The following is a 21,176-nucleotide window of genomic DNA, read 5'->3' as shown; positions in this document are numbered from 1 at the left end:
CTTATGTCTGCGGCGCGAGGAAGGTCGCGTAGCGCGACAGGTCGACGTTGCCGCCGCTGATCACGATGCCCACGCGCTTGCCGGTAATCGCTTTGCCCGCAGCAATCGCACCCGCGAAGGCGAGGCAGCCTGTCGGCTCCACCACCATCTTCATGCGCTCGGCAAAGAAGCGCATCGCATCGACGAGTTGCTCGTCAGTAACGGTGAAGATGTCGTCCACGTCGCGGCGGATGATGCCGAAGGTGTACTCGCCCAGATGCTGCGTCTGCGCGCCATCGGCAATGGTCTTCGGCGTTTCGATGTGCACGATCTTCCCCGCGCGAAACGACTGCTGGCCGTCGTTGCCCGCCTCGGGCTCCACGCCATAGACCTTGCAACTCGGCGCCAGCGCGCGCGCCGACAGCGCCGAACCCGACAGCAGCCCGCCGCCGCCCAGGCACACGAAAAGATGGTCGAGCGGGCCGGTTTCCTCGATCAGCTCTTTCACCGCCGTGCCCTGCCCCGTCAGCACGTCGGGATGGTCATAGGGCGGAATCATCGTCATGCCGCGCTCCTGTGCGAGCTGCTTCGTCAGCGCCTCGCGGTCTTCGGTGAAGCGGTCATACATCACCACTTCGGCGCCGTAGCCCTTGGTGGCGGCGACCTTGGCGGCCGGTGCGTCTTTCGGCATGACGATCACGGCCGGCATCGACAGCAGGCGCGCCGACAGTGCGATGGCCTGCGCATGATTGCCCGACGAGAACGCGATCACGCCACCCTTGCGCTGCGTGGCGTCGAACTTCGACAGCGCGTTGAAAGCACCGCGAAACTTGAACGCGCCCATGCGCTGGAAGTTCTCGCACTTGAAGAAGAACTCGGCGCCCCAGCGTTCGTTGGCGGTGGTGGAACGCAGCACCGGCGTGCGGTGGGCATGGCCTTCGAGCCGCGCGGCCGCGGCAATGACGTCGTCGTAGGTAGGTAGTTGCATGTGTCCGAGCTTAGCGGCGGCTTGCAAATTTTTGCAGCCCCGATGGGTAAAAACCCGGGATACGCGTCGGCCGTGAACTCCGTACTCTGTATACAGAGTTCAAAGAAAGCGCCCATGCCCGCCCAGCTCGTCAGCATCGAAGCCGCCCCCGACCTCGTCGATCAGGTCTACCGCGCCCTGCTCGGCGCCATCAGCAGCGGCACGCTCGCGCCTGGCGAACGCATCACGCAGGAAGACATCGCGCAGCGCCTCTCGGTGTCGCGCCAGCCCGTGCTGCAGGCGCTTCGGCTGCTGAAAAAAGACGGCTTCGTGCTCGACGCGCCCGGCCGTGGCGTGCTGGTGGCGCCGCTGGAAGCCGAGGCGATGCGCAAGGTCTACCAGGTGCGCGGCGCGCTCGATGTGCTGGCCGCTCGGCTGGCGGCGCAGCAGCGTTTTCGCATCGACCCGAAGCTCATCGAACGCGGCCGGCGTGCCGCGCGCGGGCGCAATGTCGAAGCCATGATCGACGCCGACGTGGCCTTTCACCAGGCCATCTACGACGCATCGGGCAACCCACTGATCGGCCAGAGCGCCGATCCGCACTGGCGCCACCTGCGCCGCGCGATGGGCGCGGTGCTGCAGGCCGAGCCACAGCGCGAATCGCTGTGGGACGAACACGAGGCCATCGCCACGGCCATCGCCGCCGGCAATGTCGAGCGCGCCTCGCGCCTGAGCGAAGAACACGTCTCGCGGGCCAGCGAGGCATTGAGCGAACGGCTCGCGCAGCAACTGGCGCGAGCCGCATCCCCCACCCCCACGAAAAAAGGAGACAAGGCATGAAGCTGACCCCCGAGCAACGCGCGCAGTTCGAGCGCGACGGCTATCTGTTCTTCCCCGGCCATTTCTCGGCCGAAGAGACGAAGGTGCTGACCGACGCGGTGCCCGACCTCTACAGCAGGCGCGAAGCCTTCAACGTGCGCGAGAAAGGCTCCAACGCCGTGCGCACGAACTTCGCCGCGCACCTCATCAGCGAGCCCTTTGCGCGGCTGGCGCGACACCCACGCATGGTGGGGCCGGTGAGCGATCTCTTCGAGGAAGAGGTCTACATGCACCAGTTCAAGATCAACGGCAAGATGGCCTTCGAGGGTGACGTGTGGCAGTGGCACCAGGACTACGGCACCTGGCTCAACGACGACCTTATGCCCACCGAGCGCGCGATGAACGTCGCGATCTTTCTCGACGAAGTGACCGAGCACAACGGCCCGCTGATGTTCATTCCGGGCAGTCACCGCAAGGGCGTGGTCGATGCGAAGCATGACCTCACGACCACCAGCTACCCGCTGTGGACCGTGGACAACGAGCTGATCCGCCAGCTGGTCGATCGCGCCGGAGGCAGGCACGGCGGCATCGTCTCACCCAAGGGCCCGGCCGGTTCGATGATCCTGTTCCACAGCTGCCTGGTGCATGCCTCGGGCAGCAACCTCTCGCCCTTCAACCGCGTGGCGGTGTACCTGAGCCTGTGCGCGGTCGGCAACCACATCCGGCGCCACAAGCGGCCCGAGTACATCGCGCACCGCGACTTCACGCCCATCGAGATGCTGCCCGACGACTGCCTGCTGAAGCCCTACCCGGTCGAAGTGCCGTGGAAAAACGGCCTGCCCGAGAGCGCGCTGCGCACCTCGCTCGACGTGCTCGACATCGCACAGGCCTGACCCCATGAGCCTGCACACCCGCCTGCAACAACGCGCCACCGAAGGCCGCCCCATCCGCATCGGCCTGATCGGCGCCGGCAAGTTCGGCTCGATGTACCTCGCGCAGATTCCGCGCACGCCCGGCGTGCAGCTGGTGGCGATTGCCGACCTGTCGCCCGACGCCGCCCGCGTCAACCTCGAACGCGTGGGCTGGCAGCCCGAGCGCGCCGCTGCCGGCTCAGTGCAAGAGGCGCTGAAGCAAGGCACCACCTGGATCACCGACGACTGGCAGGCCGTAACGCGCGAGCCTTCCATCGACATCGTGGTCGAGTGCACCGGCAACCCCATTGCGGCGGTGGACCACTGCCTCGACGCCTTCGCGCACGGCAAGCACGTGGTGAACGTGACGGTCGAGGCCGACGCCTTCTGCGGCCCGCTGCTCGCGCACAAGGCGCAGCAGGCCGGCGTGATCTATTCGCTGGCCTTCGGCGACCAGCCCGCGCTGATCTGCGACCTGGTCGACTGGGCGCGCACCTGCGGCTTTCCGGTGGTGGCGGCCGGGCGCGGCCACAAATGGCTGCCGCACTTCACCGAATCGACGCCCGAGACGGTGTGGGGCAACTACGGCCTCACGCCCGAGCAGGCGAAGCGCGGCGGGCTCAACCCGAAGATGTTCAACAGCTTTCTCGACGGCTCCAAGCCTTCCATCGAAAGCTCGGCGGTGGCCAACGCCACCGGGCTCACGGTGCCTTCGGACGGCCTGCTCTATCCGCCCGCGAGCGTGGAAGACATTCCCTTCGTCACGCGGCCCAGGAGCGAAGGCGGCGTGCTCGAGCGCAAGGGCATGGTCGAGGTGGTGTCGTCGCTCGAAGCCGATGGCCGGAAGATTCCCTACGACATCCGCATGGGCGTGTGGGTCACGGTCGAGGCCGAGACCGACTACATCAAGAACTGCTTCGAGGAATACAACGCCCACACCGACCCGAGCGGGCGCTACTTCACGCTCTACAAGCGCTGGCACCTGATCGGGCTGGAAGTCGGCATGTCGGTGGCCAGTGTGGCGCTTCGCGGCGAGCCCACCGGCGTGGCCACCTGCTGGAACGCCGACGTGGTCGCCACAGCCAAGCGCGACCTCTCGGCGGGCGAGATGCTCGACGGCGAAGGCGGCTACACGGTCTGGGGCAAGCTGCTGCCGGCCGAGCGCTCGCTGCGCCTGGGCGGCCTGCCGCTCGGGCTGGCGCACAACGTCAAGCTGGTGCGCGCCGTGAAGAAGGGCCAGAGCCTGAGCTGGGCCGACGTGGCGATCGACACCTCGACCGCCGCCTACAGGCTGCGCAACGAAATGGAAGCCATGTTCGCGCCCTCCATCAGGGCAAAGGCCGCATGACAGCCTAGGTAGCTCAACCGTTGCGCCGAACGGCAATCACATAAAAAATAATCTGCTCGGCACGCACCTCGTGTCGAAATGACCGCCGGCGGGCCGTCATTGTGGTGAGCGATCTTGCTCAACAGCCTTTTCCTTGACGGAGAGACACCATGCAGTACATGTTGATGTTCTATCAGCCCGCGGCCGAATTCGAACAGCGCGACGACGCGTCCTCGCAGGCCTACCGGGCCAGCTGGATCGCGTATGCAGACGCCGTGCGCCAGGCCGGCATCTCGCTCGGCGGCCACGGCCTCTTCCCGCCCATGACCGGCACCACGCTGCGCGTGCGCGGCGACAAGCGCCAGGTGCAGGACGGCCCCTTCGCCGACACCAAGGAACAGCTTGGCGGCTACTTCGTGGTCGACGTGCCCGACATCGACGCCGCGCTCGAATGGGCGGCGCGCGCGCCCTGCGCGACCAGCGGCGGGGTGGAGATACGGCCTGTCTTCATGGCGACGGCTGTAGCAGCATGAGCGAGCCGGCGGCTCACCGGGCCGCCGAACGTGCGGCGCGCGATTCGTACGGGCGGCTGCTGGCCATCCTGTCGGCGCGCACGCACGATATCGCCGCATCGGAAGACGCGCTCGCCGACGCCTTTGCGCGAGCGCTCGAACGCTGGCCCGCCGACGGCATTCCCGTGCAGCCCGATGCCTGGCTGCTGAGCGTGGCACGGCACCGCAAGCTCGACGCCTGGCGCCACACCCGCGTGCAGGACGCCGCCACGCAGAGCCTGCTGCTGCTGGCCGGCGAGGTCGACGAAGGCACCACCGACGGCGCGGCCGTGCCCGACGAGCGACTGCGCCTGCTGTTCGTGTGCGCGCACCCGGCCATCGATGCGCCGGCGCGCGCGCCGCTCATGCTGCAGACCGTGCTCGGCCTGGATGCGGCGCGCATGGCCGGCGCCTTTCTCACCGCGCCGGCCACGCTCGGCCAGCGGCTGGTACGCGCCAAGGCCCGTATCCGCGCGGCCGGCATTCCATTCGAATACCCGCAGGCGCGCGACCTGCCGCAGCGGCTGCAGGACGTGCTCGACGGCATCTACGCCGCCTACGGCACCGGCTGGGACGACGTGGACGGCGCCGACGCCCTGCCCCGCGGCCTCACGGCCGAGGCCATCGACCTCTGCCGCATCCTGTGCGGCCTGATGCCGAACGAGCCCGAGCCACTGGGCCTGCTGGCGCTGATGCTGTTCTGCGAAAGCCGCGCCGCGGCCCGGCGCAGCGAGACCGGCGCCTACGTGCCGCTAGACCAGCAGGACCCGCTGCGCTGGGACCCGGATCTGCTCGCGGAGGCCGAGCGTTGTCTGCGGCGGGCATCAGAAATGAAATCTCTCGGCGCGTACCAGCTTGAAGCGGCCATCCAATCGGCCCACTGCGAGCGCCGCGTGGGCGCGCCGGTGGAGCCCGAAGTGCTGGTGTCGCTGTACGAAGGCCTGCTGGCGCTGCGGCCGAGCATCGGCGCCCAGGTCAGCCGAGCCTGCGCGCTGGCAAACGCGCGCGGCCCCGAAATCGGCTTGCGGGCGCTCGAAGCTATTCCCGCGCTGGAGGTGGCGAACTACCAGCCGTTCTGGGCAGCACGTGCGCATCTGCTCGCGGCCGGCGGTGCACGTTCCGCCTCGCGGCAGGCTTATGACCGCGCCATCGGACTGAGCGCCAGCGCGGCGGTTCGTGCGTACCTGCATGCGATGTCGGATCGGCTTTGAGCGAACGGCTCAGGGCCCCAGACTTATTTCGCGTTGAACGTGCGGGGAAACAGCGCTGCCTGCGAACGATCGCGCAGCCGGTAGCTCATGGCCGGTCGGCCGAGGCTGCCGGTGAGCATTCCCGCCTCTTCCATGAACCCGCCGTCGAGCATGCGCTTGCGGAAGGCGCTCTTGTCGATGCCCCGGCCCAGCACCACCTCGTAGGTCTGCTGCAGCGCTGGCAGCGTGAACGGCTCTTCGAGCAGAAAGGCCGGCAGGGAGGTGTATTCGACCTTGCTGCGCAACCGGGCGACAGCCGCATCGAGCAGTTCGCCATGGTCGAAGGCCAGCCGCTTGCGCGAAGCGGCATCGACCTCGAACCATGCCACTTCGGCCGCGTTGGCGCCGCTGCGCAACTGCATCGCCTGTGCGGGAATCAGCGCATAGAAACAGTGCGTGGCCGACCAGCCGCGCGGGTCGCGTTGCGCGCCCCCCCAACTGCCGAGCTGTTCGAGGTAGGGCGTCACCACGCCGGTCTTCTCGCGCAGCTTGCGCAAGGCGCAATCGAGCAGCGTGGCGTCTTCGTCGATGTTCACGAAGCCGCCCGGCAAGGCCCACTTGCCGGGGAACGGCTCGACCATGTCGGCGGGCCGCTTCACCAGCAAGACTTGCAGCATGTTGTCGAGCACGGTGAACGTCACCACGTCGACCGTGACCAGCGGCCGCGGGAAGGTCAGGGCCGGAAAGTTCGACTTGTATTGGGTCACAGGGTGGCTTGACTCTCGGCTATTTAGTTGTACTATACAACCCTATATTAGTTGTACAGAGCAACCAATAGAAATGCTGTCACACATCATCACCAAGAAAAAGAAAAATGAATCGCAACCAACGCATGACCGTCGCCCATGAAACCCTGGCCATCCTCGAGCAAGGGCGCTATACAACCTCGGCCCACCAAACCGTAGACATCGCGGCGACCGTCGACGCATGCCTGCGCTCGACCCGCTATATCGACGCATCCGACACCGGCGTCCTCCTCCGGCAAGCCGGGGAACTGCCGGGGCGTCCCCATGGCGCCTCCATCGAAGTGATCAACGAAACCACGCTGGCCGGCATCTCTCGCGTGCTGCGCGAGAACGGTGGCCCCGTTGCGGCACTGAACTTCGCATCCGCGCGCAACCCCGGTGGCGGTTTCCTGAACGGCAGCCTCGCTCAGGAGGAGTCGCTGGCGAGCTGCTCGGCGCTCTACGCATCGCTTCTGCGTGCACCGCTTTTCTACGAGCGGCATCGCGCTTCGGCAGCAGCCCTGTATTCGGACTCGATGATCGTTTCACCGAACTGCCCCGTCTTCCGCAGTGACGACGGCATCTTGATGGACCAACCCGAGCTCGCCACCTTCATCACGTGCGCAGCGCCCAATGCAGGCGCCGTGGCGAAGAATCAGCCGGGAGATATCCCGAGGATCGAAGACGTCCTTCGCACCCGATTGGAACTCGTTCTGGCGCTGGCAGCCCAACAAGGCTGCGCCACTCTGGTTCTCGGCGCCTGGGGTTGCGGCGTGTTCCGGAACGACCCGGCCATGGTGGCCCAGATTTTCCGCAATCACCTGTGCGGCAGCGCTTTCTGGGCGAATCGGTTCGAACGCATCGTGTTCGCGGTGCTCGACACCTCTGCACAACAAGATATCTACAAGACATTCAAGAAAGTACTCGCGCCATGAACGCGCCCTTGCCCACCGAATCGCACCTGACACAGCGCGCGCGCTGGCCACAAAGCGGCCAACACATCCTCGCTCACCACGACGCGGCATCCGTCGTCGTCTACCAAGCCTACCGTCCCGCCATCGGCGAATATGCGATTCGCCACGGCCGGCTCGACGGCCCCGACTTCAGCCTTTCGCGCATGAGCTGGATCAAGCCCAACTTCCTCTGGATGATGTACCGCTGCGGCTGGGGCGCCAAGGAAGGCCAGGAGGTCACGCTCGGCCTGCGGCTGCGCCGTGCTTTCTTCGAGCGCGTGGTGCGCGAGGCCGTGCCATCGACCTTCAACCTCAACTACCCGAGCCGCGAGGCATGGCAAGCAGCGGTCGAGAGCTCGGAAGTGCGCCTGCAATGGGACCCGGATCACTCGCCCAGCGGCCACAAGCTGGAACGCCGCGCGATCCAGCTAGGCCTGCGCGGCCGTACGCTCGCAGCTTTCGCGCACGAAGAACTGCTGGAGGTCATCGACATGCGCGCTTTCGTGGACGCACAGCGTCCCTTGGCGCAAAACGACAACCCCGAATTGCAATTGCCGGTGGAGCATCCGCTCGACATCGGCACCTGAGGAGAAAAAAGAAATGACGACGACACCGCGCAGCATCCAGGACCTGCCTGCGTATTTCGCACAGGGCCGTCAGCCCGAGTACCTGCTGTTCTGGGGGCACCAGGCGCCCAGGACCGGCGTGAACAAGAGTTGCTTCAGCCAGTGGTTCGAGGCCGAATTCACCGTCGATGGCACGCACTACCGCACAGCCGAGCATTTCATGATGGCCGGCAAGTCGCGCCTGTTCAACGATGCGGAAACCTGCGAGCAGATTCTCGCGGCCCGCACGCCGGGCGAAGCCAAGAAGCTCGGCCGCAAGATCCACGGATTCGACGAAGCGGCATGGGTGGCCGCGCGCCTCGACATCGTGACGCAGGGCAACATTGAGAAGTTCTCGCAGAACCCAACACTCGGCGCCTTCCTGCTCGGCACCGGCCATCAGGTGCTGGTAGAGGCCAGCCCGGTCGATTCGATCTGGGGCATTGGCCTCGCGGCCACCGATCCCGCGGCGCAAGACCCACGCGAATGGAAAGGCCTCAACCTGCTGGGCTTTGCTCTGATGGCCGCACGCGATGCGCTGAGGAAAGCGCAATGACCGACATCGAACGCTATCGAGGCTGCCTGCTCGGCCTGGCCTGTGGCGATGCCGTGGGCACCACGGTCGAGTTCCGCACGCGCGGCAGCTTCGCCCCCGTGACGGGCATGCAGGGTGGTGGCCCTTTCGGACTGATTGCCGGCGAATGGACCGACGACACCTCGATGGCACTGTGCCTCGCGGCGAGCCTGATCCACCGCAAGGGCTTCGATGCGGTCGACCAGATGAACCGCTATTGCAACTGGCGCAGCGTGGGCTACATGAGCAGCACGGGGCAATGCTTCGACATCGGCCTGACGGTGTCGGGTGCGCTCACCCGCTATCTCGCGTCGGGCGATCCGTTCTCGGGCGACCCCGATCCGCGTACGGCCGGCAACGGCGCGCTGATGCGACTCGCGCCGGTGCCGATGTTCTATGCAGCGAGCGCCGAGGCCACATGGCAGCAGGCGGGCGATAGCACACGCACCACACACGGCGCGCTGGAGGCCATCGAGTGCTCGCGGCTCTTCGCGCTGCAACTGCGCGCGGCATTGCACGGCGAAGGCAAGTCGGCGATTCTTGCGACCGTGCCGCTGGAGCCGCTGAGCGAGAAGGTCGCGGCACTGGCACGCGGCGACTACGCCTCGAAGCCCATCGAGCACATCAAGGGATCAGGCTACTGCGTCGAGTCGCTCGAAGCAGCCCTCTGGTGCTTCGCGCATACCGAATCCCTCGAGGGGGCCGTGCTCGCCGCGACCAATCTTGGCGACGACGCCGACACCACCGCCGCGATCTGCGGCCAGCTGGCGGGCGCCTTCTATGGCATCGGCGGCATTCCGGAGAGCTGGCTCAGGCAACTCGTCATGCGCGGCGAAATGGAGCAGATGGCCGACCAGTTGCTGGCGCTGGCCGGCTAGTCGCGTCGTGCGCTCACTCCTGCGGCATAGCAACAGCCTCCCCCACCCGCTTCGCATCGAGCTGGCTCCCACCCTGCGTCAGCGACACCGCAACCACCGCATTCCCCGCATCCCGCCGGAACACGAACTGCGCCCCGATGCCAGTCACGGCAAACCGGTCGTTACCGGTGGGCGTGAGCGCGTTGTAGCCACGCCCGGTCTCGCGCACCAGCAGCTTGCCGCTGCGCACGGTGAAGCTCAACGACTTGGTCTTCGTCACGCGGAACTCGCCCTTGTAGTCCTCCAGCCGTTTCGGATCGACCGGCACTTCCACTGTCGGCACCGGGTAGCGGCTCTTGCCGATGGCCAGCATCACGGGCTGCATCGGCGCGCGTGCGTTGCTGCTGAGCACGATCAGCGCCTCGCCGGTGTCGGGCGCGAGCAGCCATAGCGTGCGGTAGCCCTCGGTGACGCCCGCGTGCCAGTAGGTGCGCCGGCCGCCATCAGGCCCGCGCACCATCACCGCGTAGCCGATCTCGGCGCCCTCGTAGCGCGCCAGCGGCGTAAGCATGCGCGCGGCGGCCGGGCCGAGCGGGCCGCCAGCGCCCGCGAGGATGGCGCGGCTGAAGGTCATCATGTCGGCGGCGGTGGAGCGCAGCGCGCTGGCCGGCGCGTAGGCCAGCATATCGAACAGCGGCTGGCGGCGGTCGCCTGCGAAGGCCGGGGCCATGCGCGAGGCCTTGTCGCCGAGCGAAATGACGGTGTCGTTCATGCCCAGCGGCTCGGTGATGCGCGCGCGCACCAGCTCGCCCCACGAGGTGTCGTAGTGCTCGGCCAGCAACTGGCCGAGCAGCGCCATGCCGAAGTTGCTGTACGCGCCTTCGCACGGCGGCGCGGCGGCCGTGAGCTTGATGCGCGCGAGGGACGCCCAGAACATGGGCTTGTCGAAGGTGCGGAACTGTTCGGCGAGCGACGCGCCGCCCGTTACGCCATCGGCCATCACCGGCATGCAGCCCGTGTGCGTGACGAGCTGGCGCAGCGTGACCGAGGCCACCGCGGACGAGAGGCCATCGACCTTGCCGGCGAGCAGCTTGCCCACGGTGTCGTCGAGCTTCAGGTCGCCGCGCTCCACCGACTGCGCAAGCAGCAGGCCGGTGAAGACCTTGGTGACGGAGCCGATCTCGAACATGGGCTGCTCGGCGCTGCCGGCCGCGATGGCGCGCGGCGACGACGGAGGCTCGGGGTTGTAGGCGGCGCCGTAGGCTGCCTGGCCGTTGCGCAGCGTGCCCACCACCAGCGTGCCCCGCTCGGCACCGAGAGCGGCTTTGGCCAGCACCGTCGGGTCACTGGCGAGTGTCAGGGGCTGCTGCTGAAGCTGCGCGGCGGCATGGCCTGCCAGCAGTGGAGCGAGGAACCAGGCGGCAAGCCAGGGGCGGTACAGGGCACGGGGCAAGAGCCGCATCGTCAGGTTCCTCAGGCGTCGTCGAAGAGGCGCCATCGTGCCACGGCGGCGTAACACCGCGTGCGCCGCGACAATTGCCCGATGCGCGCATTGCTCACCACCTTCTCCTGGCAGGAACTCCGCCACCACCCCTGGCGCAACGCGGCGGCTGTGCTGGCCGTGATGCTGGGCGTGGCGCTGGCCTTTTCGGTGCAGCTGATCAACGCGTCGGCGCTCGACGAGTTCGCGAGCGCGGTGCGCTCGGTCAACGGCCAGCCCGACCTGGAAGTGCGCGCCGTGCAGGGCGGCTTCGACGAGACCGTGTTCGAGCGGCTGGCCCGGCACCCGCAGGTGTCGCTGGCGAGCCCCGTGGTCGAGTTCCAGGGTCTCGCGCTGGCCGGCGAGCGCCAAGTGCCGATGCGCGTGATCGGCGTCGATGCGCTGGTGCTGCCCACCATCGCGCCCGCGCTGATGCCGCAGGCCACAGCCGGCGCAGACCGCTTCTCGCTGTTTGCGCCGGGCCATGTGTTCCTCAACGCTGCGGCACGCAGCGCACTGGGCCTGCCGGCGGAAACGCCCACCGGAACGACGGAGACGATGCAACTGCGCAGCGGCGACGCATGGCACAAGCTCGACGTCGCCGGCCATCTCGCAGCCGGCGGCACGGCGCTCGCGGTGATGGACATCGCTGCCGCGCAGGAGCTGTTCGGCCAGATCGGCCGGCTCAGTCGCATCGACCTGCGACTGACGCCCGGCACGGACAGGGCCGCCTTCATGGCCTCGCTGCAGCAGTCGCCGGGCTGGCCAGCAGGCGTGCAGTTTGCCGAGCCCGGCGATGCGGCGCAGCGCGTGAGCAACCTGTCGCGCGCCTACCGCGTGAACCTGACGGTGCTGGCGCTGGTGGCGCTGTTCACGGGTGCGTTCCTGGTGTTCTCGGTGCTGGCGCTCAGCGTGGCCAAGCGCGCGCAGCAGTTCGCGCTGCTCGGCGTGCTGGGCCTCACGCCGCGCGAGCGGCTGCGGCTGGTGCTGGCCGAATCGCTGGTGCTGGGGCTGATCGGCAGTGCAGCCGGTCTCGCGCTGGGCACGGCGCTCGCGGCCTTTGCGCTGCGCGTTCTGGGCGGCGATCTCGGCGGCGGGTATTTCGAAGGCGTGGCGCCCACGCTGCACTGGAGCGCGGGCTCGGCGCTGCTGTACGGCGGCCTCGGCGTGCTGGCCGCGCTGGTCGGCGGCTGGTGGCCCGCGCGCGCTGCGCAGGCGCTGCCCGAAGCGCAGACGCTCAAGGGCCTGGGCGCCGCGCCCACGCAGGGCAACGGCCACTGGCTGGCGTTGGGGCTGATCGCGCTCGGCGCGGTGCTGGCCAACATGCCGGCCATCGGCGGCATTCCGGTGGCGGCGTACCTGTCGGTGGGCTGCCTGCTGGTCGGAGGCATCACCGCCCTGCCCTGGCTGATCGCGCTGCTGTACGACCGAGTGGCGCCGATGTTCGCGCGACACGTGCTGCCGATGCTGGCGGTCGAGCGCGCGCGCCGCATGCGTGGCACGGCGGCAGTGGCGGTCAGCGGCGTGGTCGCGAGCCTGAGCCTGGCGGTCGCGCTGACAGTGATGGTCGCGAGCTTTCGCGATTCGGTGACGCACTGGCTCGATGTGGTGCTGCCGGCCGACCTGTACGTGCGCGCCACCTCGGGCGGGCGCGGCAGCAACAGCGGCAACAGCAGCAGCACCGACACCGCTACCTTCTCGCCGGCCTTCGTGCAGTCGCTGGCGCAGCTGCCCGGCGTGGCACGCACGGGCACGCTGCGCACGCAATCGCTTCAGCTCGATGCAACACGGCCCACCGTGACGCTGATTGCGCGCAGCCTGGAAGGCGGGGCAACGCAGTCGTTGCCGCTGGTGGGTGCCGCGCTGCCCGTGCCCGAGGGACAGATCGGCATCTACGTGAGCGAGCCGATGGTGGAGCTGTATGGCGCGAAGCCGGGCACGGCATTCACGCCGCTGTCGGATGCAATGGGCCTGCGGGCGGGCTCGAAGAAGGCGCAGACGTTCTTCGTGGCGGGCGTGTGGCGCGACTACGCGCGGCAGTTCGGCACGGTCACGATGGATGCGCGGGACTTCGAGCGCATCACCGGCGAGCGCAATGTGAGCGACGTGGCGCTGTGGCTTGCGCCCGGAGCGTCGGAAGGCGCAGTGCAGACCGCGGTGCGCGCGCTGGCGGCACGCCAGGGCGGCTCATCCGCCGAGTCCGTCGAGATCGCATCGGTGGGGCAGATCCGCGCGACCTCGCTGCGCATCTTCGACCGCAGCTTCGCCGTGACCTACTGGCTGCAGGCCGTGGCCATCGCCATCGGGCTGTTCGGCATTGCCGCTAGCTTCAGCGCGCAGGTGCTGGCGCGGCGCAAGGAGTTCGGGCTGCTCGCGCACCTAGGCTTCACACGGCGGCAGGTGCTGGCGGTGGTGGCCGGTGAAGGCGCCGCGTGGACCGCCATCGGCGCCGTGGCTGGATTGGGACTGGGGCTGGCGGTGTCAGTGGTGCTGGTGAAGGTCGTGAACCCGCAGAGCTTCCACTGGAGCATGGACCTGCTGGTGCCCTGGGAGCGTCTGCTGGTGCTGTGCGGCGCGGTGGTGGCCGCCGGCACCGTGACGGCCTGGCTGGCCGGGCGAGCCGCGGCCGGCAAGGACGTGGTGCTGGCTGTGAAGGAAGACTGGTAGGCGGCCTCAGCGCCTCAGCGCGCCGGCGTCAGCTGGATCCTCTCCACCGTTTCCTTCTCGACGGCTCCCCGGCTGTAGACCAGCGGCACGTACTTGCCTTCGAGCCATAGCGGCGCAAGGTCGCGGTAGTTCGGGCTCTCCGGGTTGCCCGACTGGCCCGGCGTGTTGATGACCCGCGAGGCGTCCCAGTTGCCCACGTCCAGCACCATGCGGAACGATGCGCCCGCCGTCAGCTTGTAGTCGCTGGCCCGGTAGGTGGCCGCCATCGGCGTGAAGGAAGAGCCGGACATCGGCCAGTCGCCCACGTCGAGCTTCTTGCGCGTGGCGGCATCGACCACGCCGCCGAGCGGATGGCGGAACTCGGCGCGGTGCAACGCGCCCCACTTCCAGGTCGCGGGGTCGGGGCCGAGCTTGGTGGTGAGCTCCTGCATCGCTGCCGGCAAGGTCTTGAGCAGCAGTGCATCGCGCTGCTCGTTCGTGACCCAGCCGAACGGGTTCTCGAGCAGCAGCACCATGCGCGTGCTGTCGCCGGGCGCGGCCAGCGCGGCGCCGGCATCGCCCGCACCGGCCTTGAGCACGGCGGCGCGCAAGGGCTTGCTGCTCCACACCTCGTACAGCGCGGCGGCAGCGCTGTCGCGGTCCATGGTGCCGTCCCAGCTTTGCAGCATGCGCAGCGCTGTTGCCGTTTGCGCGTCATCGCTGCGCAGGCCGGCCAGCAGCTTCAGCACGCGCTGCGCGGGCGTCGCGACGATGTCGTTCTGCATGCGCTCCGAGTCTTCGATGGAGAAGCGCGAACCCGCCGCCACCTTGGCCGCGAACAGCTCCTTGAGGCGCCGCGCACGCGCCGCGTCGCTCCACTCGTAGCCCACGCCCTTCTTCGCGGCGGGATGGTCGGGCGGAATGTTGTTCTCGTTGGCGGTCACCACATAGCCACGCGCCGGGTTGAACTCCGAAGGCAGCTCGTCGCCGTTGCGGAAGCCCGACCACTCGTAGCGCCCATCGCCCGGCACCGGCATCAGCCCGTCCCAGTTGGGCCGGATGGGTGTCAGGCCGCCGGGTATCCAGCCGACGTTGCCGCTCGTGTCCGCATAGACCTGGTTCTCGCCCGGCGCGCCCCAGCGGTTCATGGCGGCGCGGAACTGGTCCCAGTTGCGCGCGCGCATGTAGTCCATGGAACCGAAGTACGGCGCCATGCCGGGCTCCAGCCACGCCGCGCGCAGTGCATATGCGCGCTGCTTGCCCGGTTCGGACAGCAGCACCGGGCCATGGCGCGTGAAGGTGTTGACCACCTCGCGCGGCGCGCTCTCACCCTTGACCGCGATGCGTTCGGTGACGCGCACCATCGGCTCCCAGCGGCCCTGGTAGCGGTACTCGTTGGCATTGCGCGGGTTGAGCTGATACACGTACAGGTCTTCCTGATCCATGTAGAAGCGCGTGAGGCCGAAGGCGATGGTGCCGTTATGCCCGATCGACAGACCAGGCAGGAAGGGCTCGCCCGCGCCGATGGCGTCCATGCCCGGTGCGCTCAGGTGCGTCATGTAGCGCAGGCTGGGCGCACCGTGGGCGCGGTGCGGGTCATTGGCCAGGATGGGACGGCCGGTGGACGTGAGCTTCGGCGAGATCACCCAGTTGTTGCTGCCGTAGGCGCCGGTTGGGTCGCCTTGCGATGCCTGCAGCTGTTCTGCTTCGTCGCTGCCCGGCAGTTGGGCCACCGGTGACGCCAGCCGCGTGTTGGCCTTGGTGAACTGCGGCGACTCTGTTGCGCGCATGTAGGCAGCGCGCAGTTCGGCCGCGGGAATGGTGCACGGGTCGAGCCCCGGCGGCACGCGCGGGTTGATCGGCGGATCGAGCTCGCGGCGCAGCCAGTCGGCCTTGACGCCGGCTCCGCCCGCGCAGTACGCACGGGCGCGATCGATCTCCGACGTGAAGTTGAGCGTGAGGCCGTGATGCCGGATGCGCACCACGTCTTCGGGCGACCACGTTGCCGGCTGGTAGCCCAGCAGCGCGAACTCCGGCGGCAGCAACGAGGGCTGCGCGCGCACCTGCGCCACATAGGCATTGACGCCGGCCGTGAAGGCCTCGGCCACGCGCTTGGCGTCGGAGCCATAGGCCAGCCACTCGCGGTACATGTCGCCGCGATAGAGCACGGCGCGCGCGGCGCGGTCGTTCTCGACCCAGGCGGGGCCGAAGTCCTTCGCCATTTCGCCGAGGCCGCGCTTGCGCCAGAGATCCATCTGCCACAAGCGGTCGCGCGCGGCGATGAAGCCCTGCGCCACGAATGCGTCGTAGAGCGTGCCCGCATAAAGATGCGGCACGCCCCAGCGGTCGACCAGCACTTCGGCCGGCTTCTCGAGACCGGGCACGGCGAACGATGAAGAAGGGCGCGTGGGCGTCTGCGAACCGGGAGGCCCCGACGCGCAACCCGCGAGCACAAGGGCCGCGAGCGCAACGACGCCGAAGGAATGCCTTTGACCTAACGAGCGCCGCGATGCTAGGCGCAGGTTTGTTCTTTTCATGTGTCTCGTCTCCTGCCTTGTTGTAGATGGCAGGGCACAGTATCCCGATTTGCGCCTTGCGTGGGCGTTACAAGGCATGACTTGTAGACTGAGCGCCATGCAGCAAACACCCTCCATCCCCTCCTGCAGCGGCTGGCTCGGCGGCGCGATCCGTCGCATCGAAGCCGACTACCAGCGCAGTGCCGACACGCACCTGATCCCGCTGCCCCTGCCCTCGTTCGCCGCGCACGGCATCGACATGTACCTGAAGGACGAATCGACGCACCCGACCGGCAGCCTCAAGCACCGGCTCGCACGTTCGCTCTTTCTCTATGCGCTGTGCAACGGATGGGTGCGCGAAGGCACGACCATCGTCGAGGCCTCCAGCGGCTCGACGGCCGTGAGCGAGGCCTACTTCGCGCGGCTGCTGGGCCTGCCCTTCATCGCGGTGATGCCGCGCACCACCTCGCCCGAGAAGATCGCGCAGATCGCCTTCTACGGCGCGAGCTGCCACTTCGTCGACCATGCCGCGCAGGTGTACGAAGAAGCCCGCGCGCTGGCCGAGCGCACCGGTGGCCACTACATGGACCAGTTCACGTATGCCGAGCGCGCGACCGACTGGCGCGGCAACAACAACATCGCCGAGAGCATGTTCCAGCAGATGTCGCGCGAGCGGCATCCGGTGCCCAAGTGGATCGTCGTGGGCGCGGGCACGGGCGGCACCAGCGCGACCATCGGTCGCTACCTGCGCTATCGCTGCCACGACACGCAGGTGTGCGTGCCCGACCCCGAAGGCTCGGTGTTCTCGGCCTACCACCGCACGGGCGACGCCACGCTGACGGCCGCCGGCTCGCGCATCGAGGGCATTGGCCGTCCGCGCGTGGAGCCGAGCTTCATCCGCACGCTGGTCGACCGGATGATCGAAGTGCCGAACCTCGATTCGGTAGCGGCCATGCATGCGCTGTCGGCGCTGCTGGGGCGCAAGGTCGGGCCGTCGACGGGCACCAACTTCATCGGCATGCTGGCCGTGGCGCAGGAGATGCGCGCGGCGGGGCGGCAGGGTTCCATTCTTTCGCTGCTGTGCGATGCGGGCGAACGCTACCTGCCGAGCTACCACGACGCAGCGTGGGTGCAGAACGCCTTCGGCGACATCGGGCCGGCACAGCAGCGCATCGATGCGCTGGTGGCGTCGTGATGTCTCCCCTGCCACTGCTGTCGCGCCGCGGCCTGCTGCTGGCGGCGCTCGCGGCGGGGCCGCTGGCGGCATGGGCATTGCCCGAGCGCCGGCTGGAGTTTCCGCGCGACTTCGGCAGCCACCCTGACCTGCACACCGAGTGGTGGTACATCACCGGTCATGCGAAGACGCCGGCGGGGCGCGAGTTCGGCTATCAGGTGACCTTCTTCCGCTCGCGCGTCGAGGCCACGCAGGGCATGCGCTCGGCCTTCGCGGCGAAGCATCTCGTGTTCGCGCACGCGGCCGTCACCGACCTCGAAGGCCGCGTGCTGCTGCATGACCAGCGCATCGCGCGCACGGGCTTCGGCGTGGCGGAGGCGAGCACGAGCGACACCGACGTGCGCATCCGTGACTGGTCGCTGGTGCGGGAAAAAGACGGCATCTACGTCGCGCGCATTCCGGCTGGCGAGTTCTCGCTCGACCTGCGCTTCACGCCGACGCAGCCGGTGCTGCTGCAAGGCAACGCCGGCCTCTCGCGCAAGGGGCCCGATGAATCGCAGGCGAGCTACTACTACAGCGAACCGCAGCTCAAGGCGCAAGGCAAGCTCACGCTCAAGGGACAGTCCTTCGACGTGGGCGGCACCGCATGGCTGGACCATGAATGGAGCGAGGCGCTGATGCACCCCGAGGCCGTGGGCTGGGACTGGATCGGCATGAACCTCGACGACGGCAGCGCCCTCACCGCCTTCCACCTGCGGCGCAGCGACGGCAGTGCACTGTGGGGCGGCGGCTCGTTCCGCCCACGCGATGGCGCGGCTCGCATCTTCAGGAACGACGAAGTGCGTTTCGAGAGCCTCAAGACCTGGGACAGCCCGCGCACGCAGGCAAAGTACCCGACGCAATGGCGCGTGCAGACGCCCGCTGGCAGCTTCGAGGTGCGCGCCCTGCTCGACGACCAGGAACTGGACAGCCGCGGCTCGACCGGCGGCGTGTACTGGGAAGGCGTGAGCGATCTGCTCGATGCGCAAGGGCGCCGCGTGGGGCGTGGCTATCTGGAGATGACGGGCTACGCTGCGCCGCTGCGGCTGTAGCCTTTGTGCGTTTCTAGGGGCGTGTGTTCGTTCGGGGTGCGTGCGAATGACACCCGGTACTCCCCTCCGCGAATGTCCCCCGCCTTCGGCTCCTCTTTTATTTCGCTGCGGGGAGTACCCGGTGCCATTCGCACATGAGCGCGGCTCTTGTGCCGGCCGATCGACCGCTGCGTCCATCGATCACGTCGATGGTGTGCTCTGCGCAGCGAAATAAAGGAGGAGGCCGCAGGCCGGGGGACATTCGCGGAGCAGAGCACACCGTCGGCGTGAGCGCGCCCCAAACATCGCAACATCACCACAACATTCCAAAAAGAAAACGGTAGAGTGCATCCGTTTTTCGGCCGGAATCGTAAGTCCCCCCATGAACACCCATCACCACCTGAAAACGCCGGTCATCGCCAGTGCCTTGCTGTCGATCAGCACCTCTTTCGCCATCGCAGCGCCGCCCGACGTCGCGCTCAAACCGCTGGAGACCACGGAATCCGTGATCAGCGACATCAGCGCGAGCGATCGCACGCGCCCTTTCCTGCCCGGGGAAAAACTGCTGTACTTCACGAACATCAAGAACGGGGACCAGGTGAAGTCACCGTTTCGCGTCGCGTTCGTGGCTTCGGGCATGGGGGTCTCGCCCGTGGTTGCCGGCGACATCAAGAACACCGGTCACCACCACATCCTGATCGACATGCCGCTGCCGGTGGATATCAAGGCGCCGATTCCCTTCGACAAGCCCGACGAGTACCTGCACCAGCACTACAAGCACTATGGGAACGGAGAAACGGAGGCCGTGCTCGACCTGCCGCCCGGCAAGCACAAGCTGCGCCTGCTGTTCGCCAACCACGCGCACGTGCCGTACTACGTGGCCAGCCGGGAGATCGAAATCACCGTGCTTCCGAAGGCCAACTAGCAGCCCTCGCGACAGGCGCTACACGCTCCTCGACAAAATCCGGACTCCAGGAAACAGGACACCGTACATCATCTATGGGGGCTCGAATGCCAACGGTCAGAAAGTCGAAGCTCGAAATCGAGGCGCCATTGGTTTGACAAATAGCCCCCCAGAGCTATTCGAGTACGTTCTTTCGGCGCTTGCCATTCATCCGAATCGAATTTAGAGGTCACTGGCCACAGCCACCGCTGAAGCTGTAACTGTTGTAGCGGCGTAGAAGAACTGACAACCGGACGACTCCCCCGTGCGTTGGGAAAAATTACCAGAACCGTCCTAAGACAGAGGAGCCCCATCATGAAAATCCGAATCGCAGTACTGGCCATGGCCGGCGCCCTTTCAATCCTTGCGAGCCCTCTTGCCGCCAACGCGCAGGTCTCGGTGAACATCAACGTGCCAGGGCTGGTGATGACGGCGCCGCCGCCACCACGCTACGAACCCCTGCCACCGCCGCGCGGCGGCTTCGTCTGGGTGCCGGGCCGCTGGGCCTGGGACGGCCGTGCCTACGGATGGCGTCCGGGTGGCTGGCAGCCCGAGCGCGCAGGCTACGCCTATGCCCCGGGCCGCTGGATCGAGGACCGCGGCGGCTGGCGTTGGACCGAAGGCGACTGGCGCCGGCGCGAGGCGTACCGTGAAGCGCGCCGCGAACGCGAGTGGGAAGAAGAGCATCGCCGCCGCGACCACGATCGCGACTATCGGCGCGGCCATGACCACGATCGCGACCGCGGCGATTTCTGCCCGCCCGGCCAGGCGAAAAAAGGCAACTGCTGATGCAATGAAAAAGGGAGCCTCGGCTCCCTTTTTCATTGCAGTTGCCTTGCTTGCTATTTGGCTCGTCGCCGCTCGATGAACGCAATGATCTCGCCCATGATCCCCTTGCGGAATGCCAGCACGCAGATCACGAAGATCAGGCCCGTGACCATGGTCACCGACTCGCCCAGCGTGTTGAACCAGTCGATGGTCGTGATGCGCGCCAGGAAGTTGCCGAGTTCGCCGATCTTGTTCTCCAGCAGCACCACCACGGCCGAGCCCACCAGCGGACCCGAGAGCGTGCCGAGGCCACCCACCAGCGTCATCAGGATGACCTGGCCCGAGGCGGTCCAGTGCACGTCCGACAAAGTGGCAAAGCCCAGCACCAGCGTCTTGAGCGAACCGGCCAGGCCCGACAGCGCCGCGGAGATCACGAAGGCCAGCAGCTTGAAGCGACTCACGTCGTAGCCCAGCGACAGCGCGCGTGGCTCGTTCTCCTTGATGCCCTTGAGCACCTGGCCGAAGGGCGAGTGGATGGTGCGCACGATCAGCAGGAAGGCCGCAACCACGATGACCAGCGCGACGTAGTACATCGTGAGGTCGTTCGACAGGTCGATCAGGCCGAACAGCTTGCCGCGCGGCACGCCCTGCAGGCCGTCTTCGCCGCCCGTGAACTTGGCCTGCAGCGCGACGAAGAACATCATCTGCGCGAGCGCCAGCGTGATCATCGCGAAGTAGATGCCCTGCCGGCGGATGGCCAGCACGCCGAACAGCCAGCCGAGGAAAGCGCCAGTGAGCGTGCCCGCGATCAGGCCAAGCTCGGGCGTGAGGCCCCAGACCTTGATCGCATGGCCGGCCACATACGCGGAGCCGCCGAGGAAGGCCGCATGGCCGAACGACAGCAGGCCCGTGAAGCCCAACAGCAGGTTGAAGGCCGCGGCGAAAAGTGCGAAGCACATCAGCTTCATCACGAACACCGGGTAGGCGCCGAAGAACGGCGCCAGCAGCAGCGCGACCAACAGCAAGACGTAGACGACGGTGGAGATTTTTTTCATGTTCAT

The 21,176-nt window shown here is 67.5% G+C and carries 19 protein-coding genes; 14 read left to right on the top strand and 5 right to left on the bottom strand.

The window, feature by feature from the left end; all coding sequences use genetic code 11:
* Position 1: 1 nt before the first annotated feature.
* Positions 2–967 (bottom strand): threo-3-hydroxy-L-aspartate ammonia-lyase, encoded by a 966-nt coding sequence (locus ACSFCA_RS20880; protein WP_435460660.1) that lies wholly within the window; start codon positions 965–967, stop codon positions 2–4.
* 114 nt (positions 968–1,081) lie between these two features.
* Here ACSFCA_RS20880 and ACSFCA_RS20875 point away from each other — a divergent pair, with 114 nt between their 5' ends.
* From ACSFCA_RS20875 to ACSFCA_RS20855, 5 genes are all read left to right on the top strand, one after another.
* Positions 1,082–1,786: a GntR family transcriptional regulator gene (locus tag ACSFCA_RS20875; protein WP_435460661.1), complete on the top strand. Its 705-nt coding sequence runs from the start codon at positions 1,082–1,084 to the stop codon at positions 1,784–1,786.
* Positions 1,783–2,658 carry a phytanoyl-CoA dioxygenase family protein gene (locus ACSFCA_RS20870; RefSeq protein WP_435460662.1) on the top strand — a complete coding sequence of 292 codons (876 nt, stop codon included), beginning with the start codon at positions 1,783–1,785 and terminating at the stop codon, positions 2,656–2,658. The genes ACSFCA_RS20875 and ACSFCA_RS20870 overlap by 4 nt, the downstream gene beginning before the upstream one ends.
* Positions 2,659–2,662: 4 nt before the next feature.
* Positions 2,663–4,024 carry an NAD(P)H-dependent oxidoreductase gene (locus tag ACSFCA_RS20865; RefSeq protein ID WP_435460663.1) on the top strand — a complete coding sequence of 454 codons (1,362 nt, stop codon included), beginning with the start codon at positions 2,663–2,665 and terminating at the stop codon, positions 4,022–4,024.
* Between the two features lie 149 nt (positions 4,025–4,173).
* Positions 4,174–4,536: a YciI family protein gene (locus tag ACSFCA_RS20860; protein ID WP_258350147.1), complete on the top strand. Its 363-nt coding sequence runs from the start codon at positions 4,174–4,176 to the stop codon at positions 4,534–4,536.
* The gene (locus tag ACSFCA_RS20855; RefSeq protein WP_435460664.1) at positions 4,533–5,765 is read left to right on the top strand and encodes an RNA polymerase sigma factor; all 1,233 of its coding nucleotides are present in this window, start codon (positions 4,533–4,535) and stop codon (positions 5,763–5,765) included. The genes ACSFCA_RS20860 and ACSFCA_RS20855 overlap by 4 nt, the downstream gene beginning before the upstream one ends.
* A 23-nt stretch (positions 5,766–5,788) precedes the next feature.
* Here ACSFCA_RS20855 and ACSFCA_RS20850 read toward each other — a convergent pair whose 3' ends face one another.
* Positions 5,789–6,421, bottom strand: coding sequence for an NUDIX hydrolase (locus ACSFCA_RS20850; RefSeq protein ID WP_435460912.1), 633 nt, complete (start codon positions 6,419–6,421; stop codon positions 5,789–5,791).
* Positions 6,422–6,618: 197 nt separating this feature from the next.
* Between ACSFCA_RS20850 and ACSFCA_RS20845 the strand changes: the two genes are divergently transcribed.
* From ACSFCA_RS20845 to ACSFCA_RS20830, 4 genes are read left to right on the top strand one after another with little or no spacing between them, the layout of a single operon-like run.
* Positions 6,619–7,464 carry a TIGR02452 family protein gene (locus ACSFCA_RS20845; RefSeq protein WP_435460665.1) on the top strand — a complete coding sequence of 282 codons (846 nt, stop codon included), beginning with the start codon at positions 6,619–6,621 and terminating at the stop codon, positions 7,462–7,464.
* On the top strand, positions 7,461–8,069 hold the full coding sequence (locus tag ACSFCA_RS20840) for a DUF4291 domain-containing protein (RefSeq protein ID WP_435460666.1): 609 nt from the start codon (positions 7,461–7,463) through the stop codon (positions 8,067–8,069). The genes ACSFCA_RS20845 and ACSFCA_RS20840 overlap by 4 nt, the downstream gene beginning before the upstream one ends.
* A gap of 13 nt (positions 8,070–8,082) precedes the next feature.
* Positions 8,083–8,643 (top strand): NADAR family protein, encoded by a 561-nt coding sequence (locus ACSFCA_RS20835; RefSeq protein WP_435460667.1) that lies wholly within the window; start codon positions 8,083–8,085, stop codon positions 8,641–8,643.
* Positions 8,640–9,539, top strand: coding sequence for an ADP-ribosylglycohydrolase family protein (locus ACSFCA_RS20830; protein ID WP_435460668.1), 900 nt, complete (start codon positions 8,640–8,642; stop codon positions 9,537–9,539). Before ACSFCA_RS20835 ends, ACSFCA_RS20830 begins: the two co-directional genes overlap by 4 nt.
* Before the next feature lie 13 nt (positions 9,540–9,552).
* On the opposite strand, the gene ACSFCA_RS20825 is transcribed toward ACSFCA_RS20830, so the two are convergent.
* Complete coding sequence (locus ACSFCA_RS20825; protein WP_435460669.1) at positions 9,553–10,980, bottom strand: serine hydrolase domain-containing protein; 1,428 nt, start codon at positions 10,978–10,980, stop codon at positions 9,553–9,555.
* 81 nt (positions 10,981–11,061) lie between these two features.
* On the opposite strand from ACSFCA_RS20825, the gene ACSFCA_RS20820 reads away from it, so the two are divergent.
* Positions 11,062–13,665 carry an FtsX-like permease family protein gene (locus ACSFCA_RS20820; protein WP_435460670.1) on the top strand — a complete coding sequence of 868 codons (2,604 nt, stop codon included), beginning with the start codon at positions 11,062–11,064 and terminating at the stop codon, positions 13,663–13,665.
* Positions 13,666–13,679: 14 nt separating this feature from the next.
* Here the strand turns inward: ACSFCA_RS20820 and ACSFCA_RS20815 are convergent, their stop codons facing one another.
* On the bottom strand, positions 13,680–16,181 hold the full coding sequence (locus tag ACSFCA_RS20815) for a penicillin acylase family protein (RefSeq protein WP_435460671.1): 2,502 nt from the start codon (positions 16,179–16,181) through the stop codon (positions 13,680–13,682).
* A gap of 97 nt (positions 16,182–16,278) precedes the next feature.
* Here ACSFCA_RS20815 and ACSFCA_RS20810 point away from each other — a divergent pair, with 97 nt between their 5' ends.
* The 4 genes from ACSFCA_RS20810 (at position 16,279) to ACSFCA_RS20795 (ending at position 20,136) form a co-directional block, all read left to right on the top strand.
* The gene (locus ACSFCA_RS20810; RefSeq protein ID WP_435460672.1) at positions 16,279–17,355 is read left to right on the top strand and encodes a PLP-dependent cysteine synthase family protein; all 1,077 of its coding nucleotides are present in this window, start codon (positions 16,279–16,281) and stop codon (positions 17,353–17,355) included.
* Positions 17,355–18,425, top strand: a complete 1,071-nt coding sequence (locus tag ACSFCA_RS20805) for a lipocalin-like domain-containing protein (RefSeq protein WP_435460673.1) — start codon at positions 17,355–17,357, stop codon at positions 18,423–18,425. Before ACSFCA_RS20810 ends, ACSFCA_RS20805 begins: the two co-directional genes overlap by 1 nt.
* Before the next feature lie 361 nt (positions 18,426–18,786).
* The gene (locus ACSFCA_RS20800) at positions 18,787–19,329 is read left to right on the top strand and encodes a DUF4399 domain-containing protein (protein ID WP_435460674.1); all 543 of its coding nucleotides are present in this window, start codon (positions 18,787–18,789) and stop codon (positions 19,327–19,329) included.
* 333 nt (positions 19,330–19,662) lie between these two features.
* Positions 19,663–20,136 (top strand): YXWGXW repeat-containing protein, encoded by a 474-nt coding sequence (locus tag ACSFCA_RS20795; protein WP_258350154.1) that lies wholly within the window; start codon positions 19,663–19,665, stop codon positions 20,134–20,136.
* 53 nt (positions 20,137–20,189) lie between these two features.
* Here ACSFCA_RS20795 and ACSFCA_RS20790 read toward each other — a convergent pair whose 3' ends face one another.
* Positions 20,190–21,176 carry a branched-chain amino acid ABC transporter permease gene (locus ACSFCA_RS20790; protein ID WP_258350155.1) on the bottom strand — a complete coding sequence of 329 codons (987 nt, stop codon included), beginning with the start codon at positions 21,174–21,176 and terminating at the stop codon, positions 20,190–20,192.

It is taken from the genome of Variovorax multivorans (assembly GCF_051216835.1).
Taxonomy (GTDB): Bacteria; Pseudomonadota; Gammaproteobacteria; order Burkholderiales; family Burkholderiaceae_C; genus Variovorax.
This window is presented reverse-complemented; position numbering and strand designations above follow the sequence as displayed.

Coding starts and splice junctions, on each gene's coding strand:
- ACSFCA_RS20880 (WP_435460660.1), bottom strand. CDS start 967: ATGCAACTACCTACCTACGACGACGTCATTGCCGCGGCCGCGCGGCTC.
- ACSFCA_RS20875 (WP_435460661.1), top strand. CDS start 1,082: ATGCCCGCCCAGCTCGTCAGCATCGAAGCCGCCCCCGACCTCGTCGAT.
- ACSFCA_RS20870 (WP_435460662.1), top strand. CDS start 1,783: ATGAAGCTGACCCCCGAGCAACGCGCGCAGTTCGAGCGCGACGGCTAT.
- ACSFCA_RS20865 (WP_435460663.1), top strand. CDS start 2,663: ATGAGCCTGCACACCCGCCTGCAACAACGCGCCACCGAAGGCCGCCCC.
- ACSFCA_RS20860 (WP_258350147.1), top strand. CDS start 4,174: ATGCAGTACATGTTGATGTTCTATCAGCCCGCGGCCGAATTCGAACAG.
- ACSFCA_RS20855 (WP_435460664.1), top strand. CDS start 4,533: ATGAGCGAGCCGGCGGCTCACCGGGCCGCCGAACGTGCGGCGCGCGAT.
- ACSFCA_RS20850 (WP_435460912.1), bottom strand. CDS start 6,421: ATGCTGCAAGTCTTGCTGGTGAAGCGGCCCGCCGACATGGTCGAGCCG.
- ACSFCA_RS20845 (WP_435460665.1), top strand. CDS start 6,619: ATGAATCGCAACCAACGCATGACCGTCGCCCATGAAACCCTGGCCATC.
- ACSFCA_RS20840 (WP_435460666.1), top strand. CDS start 7,461: ATGAACGCGCCCTTGCCCACCGAATCGCACCTGACACAGCGCGCGCGC.
- ACSFCA_RS20835 (WP_435460667.1), top strand. CDS start 8,083: ATGACGACGACACCGCGCAGCATCCAGGACCTGCCTGCGTATTTCGCA.
- ACSFCA_RS20830 (WP_435460668.1), top strand. CDS start 8,640: ATGACCGACATCGAACGCTATCGAGGCTGCCTGCTCGGCCTGGCCTGT.
- ACSFCA_RS20825 (WP_435460669.1), bottom strand. CDS start 10,980: ATGCGGCTCTTGCCCCGTGCCCTGTACCGCCCCTGGCTTGCCGCCTGG.
- ACSFCA_RS20820 (WP_435460670.1), top strand. CDS start 11,062: ATGCGCGCATTGCTCACCACCTTCTCCTGGCAGGAACTCCGCCACCAC.
- ACSFCA_RS20815 (WP_435460671.1), bottom strand. CDS start 16,181: ATGAAAAGAACAAACCTGCGCCTAGCATCGCGGCGCTCGTTAGGTCAA.
- ACSFCA_RS20810 (WP_435460672.1), top strand. CDS start 16,279: ATGCAGCAAACACCCTCCATCCCCTCCTGCAGCGGCTGGCTCGGCGGC.
- ACSFCA_RS20805 (WP_435460673.1), top strand. CDS start 17,355: ATGTCTCCCCTGCCACTGCTGTCGCGCCGCGGCCTGCTGCTGGCGGCG.
- ACSFCA_RS20800 (WP_435460674.1), top strand. CDS start 18,787: ATGAACACCCATCACCACCTGAAAACGCCGGTCATCGCCAGTGCCTTG.
- ACSFCA_RS20795 (WP_258350154.1), top strand. CDS start 19,663: ATGAAAATCCGAATCGCAGTACTGGCCATGGCCGGCGCCCTTTCAATC.
- ACSFCA_RS20790 (WP_258350155.1), bottom strand. CDS start 21,176: ATGAACATGAAAAAAATCTCCACCGTCGTCTACGTCTTGCTGTTGGTC.